This window comes from Streptococcus sp. GMD4S (genome assembly GCF_000296955.1).
Map to the genome: position 1 here is coordinate 1 of NZ_AJRE01000193.1, position 1,767 is coordinate 1,767.

2 protein-coding genes and 1 pseudogene are annotated in these 1,767 nt (G+C 44.6%); 2 read left to right on the forward strand and 1 reads right to left on the reverse strand.

Annotation, left to right across the window (positions count from 1 at the left end):
- Both GMD4S_RS13995 and GMD4S_RS08540 read left to right on the forward strand, forming a co-directional pair.
- Positions 1 to 78: pseudogene (locus tag GMD4S_RS13995) on the forward strand (DUF5960 family protein); the annotation flags it as partial.
- A gap of 61 nt (positions 79 to 139) precedes the next feature.
- Positions 140 to 271 (forward strand): hypothetical protein, encoded by a 132-nt coding sequence (locus GMD4S_RS08540; RefSeq protein ID WP_000242232.1) that lies wholly within the window; start codon positions 140 to 142, stop codon positions 269 to 271.
- 168 nt (positions 272 to 439) lie between these two features.
- On the opposite strand, the gene GMD4S_RS08545 is transcribed toward GMD4S_RS08540, so the two are convergent.
- The coding region (locus GMD4S_RS08545; protein ID WP_000300356.1) for a G5 domain-containing protein at positions 440 to 1,767 on the reverse strand (1,328 nt) is incomplete at its 5' end.

Below are 1,767 nucleotides of genomic sequence, written 5' to 3' on the forward strand. Positions count from 1 at the left end.
TTTAGGGTGGTGACGGAAAAAGAGTGTCCCAGAAATCGAACCTATGCATATGCTGGACTCAAAAATAGTAGTCAGTGACTAGGTGTGGGAGAGGGAAGTCTGATTTAGGAAAGATGGCTGGTGAGCGTCAGAAAATCTCATGGTATTGGAATTCGAAACACCATCTTTTATCTGTGGAGTTCTTGCAGAAACTTATGATGGTAGTTCTGATGAGATAAGACAAGAGGGACTCTCTTTTTTGGATGAGCGTTTATTTGAAAACGTGGTTTGATTTGAGAACAGCTATCTTCAATGATCATCTTACTTTACAGAGTCATACCAAAATATCCATGTATATTTGTGGATGTTTTTTAATTTTACAGATAGAAAAAGAGAAGACCAAATGGTCTTCTCAACGGGGGAACTGAAATAATGGAAAAGAATCAATCAAAGAGGGTTATTAGTCTTTGAAATTCTTTTGGAAGATGAGGAGAGACAAGATAGAAGTAATGGCTGCCAAGAAGAGGAAGGCACTTGCTTCTTGTTCCCCAGTTGCAGGGAGTAGTCTTTCCTTGTCTTCTTTGACTGTAGCTGTAACAGGAGCTTTTTCATCTTTTGATGATGAATTATCTGTTACGACTGGCGCAGGTTTTTCAGTCTCTCTTGGTAGAACATACTCAGGAAGAGTCACAACTGGTGGCGCCTCTGTTCCAACTGAGCTTTGTTTGCTACCTACCTCAATCACTCGATCTTGAGCTGGTGTTGCTTCTGTTTGGAGAACCTTGCGATTGTCACCGTCCACTTCAACATACTCGACTAAGAGACCGTCTTTTCCTTCTGATAGAACTTGCTCTTTTCCTTTGTCTAATTGTGGGTTTTCGCGACGAATAGTCTTGAATGGTACGACCTTATTGACGATTTCCAAGCTTGGAAGTGTAAAGACAAGGTCTTTAACCCCTTCCTCAGGACTTGAAGAAGTAATTGGTTTCTCAGGTTGCGCTGGAGTTTCCGGTTGAGTCGGATTTTCAGGCTGAGCAGGTTTTTCAGGTTGAGCCGGTTTTTCAGGTTGCGCTGGAGTTTCCGGTTGAGCCGGTTTTTCAGGTTGCGCTGGAGTTTCCGGTTGAGTCGGCTTTTCAGGCTGAGCCGGTTTTTCCGGTTGCGCTGGAGTTTCCGGTTGAGTTGGTTGTTCCGGTTGAGCTGGCTTTTCAGGCTGAGCCGGAGTTTCCGGTTGAGTTGGTTTTTCAGGCTGAGCTGGTTTCTCAGGCTGAACTGGATTTTCAGGCTGAGCCGGTTTCTCAGGTTGAGTCGGATTTTCAGGCTGAACTGGTTTTTCAGGTTCAGCAGGTTTCTCAGGCTGAGCTGCTTCGAGCTTGCTGATTTGTTCGAGAGCAGTTTTTAGCGCTTGATTGACTGCTTCCTGAGTTTTAGCTTCTTGGATTGCAGCAATGGCTTGGTCAGCAATGGCTAACAATTGCTTCTTAGCTTCATTGTTGGATCCAAGTTCAGCGACTTTTTTCTTGATAGCTTTTGTCAAGCTGTCCATAGCCTTATCGTACTCAATTTCCGGTTGTTTTGGTTCAGCTGGTTGTTCAGGCTGGCCAGGTTTCTCAGGTTGAACTGGATTCTCAGGTTGAGTTGGTTTTTCAGGCTCAGCAGGTTTCTCAGGTTGAACTGGAGTTTCTGGTTGAGCTGGCTTTTCCGGTTCAGCAGGTTTCTCAGGCTGAGCCGCTTCGAGTTTGTTGATTTGTTCGAGAGCAGTTTCTAGCGCTTTATTGACTGCTTCCTGAG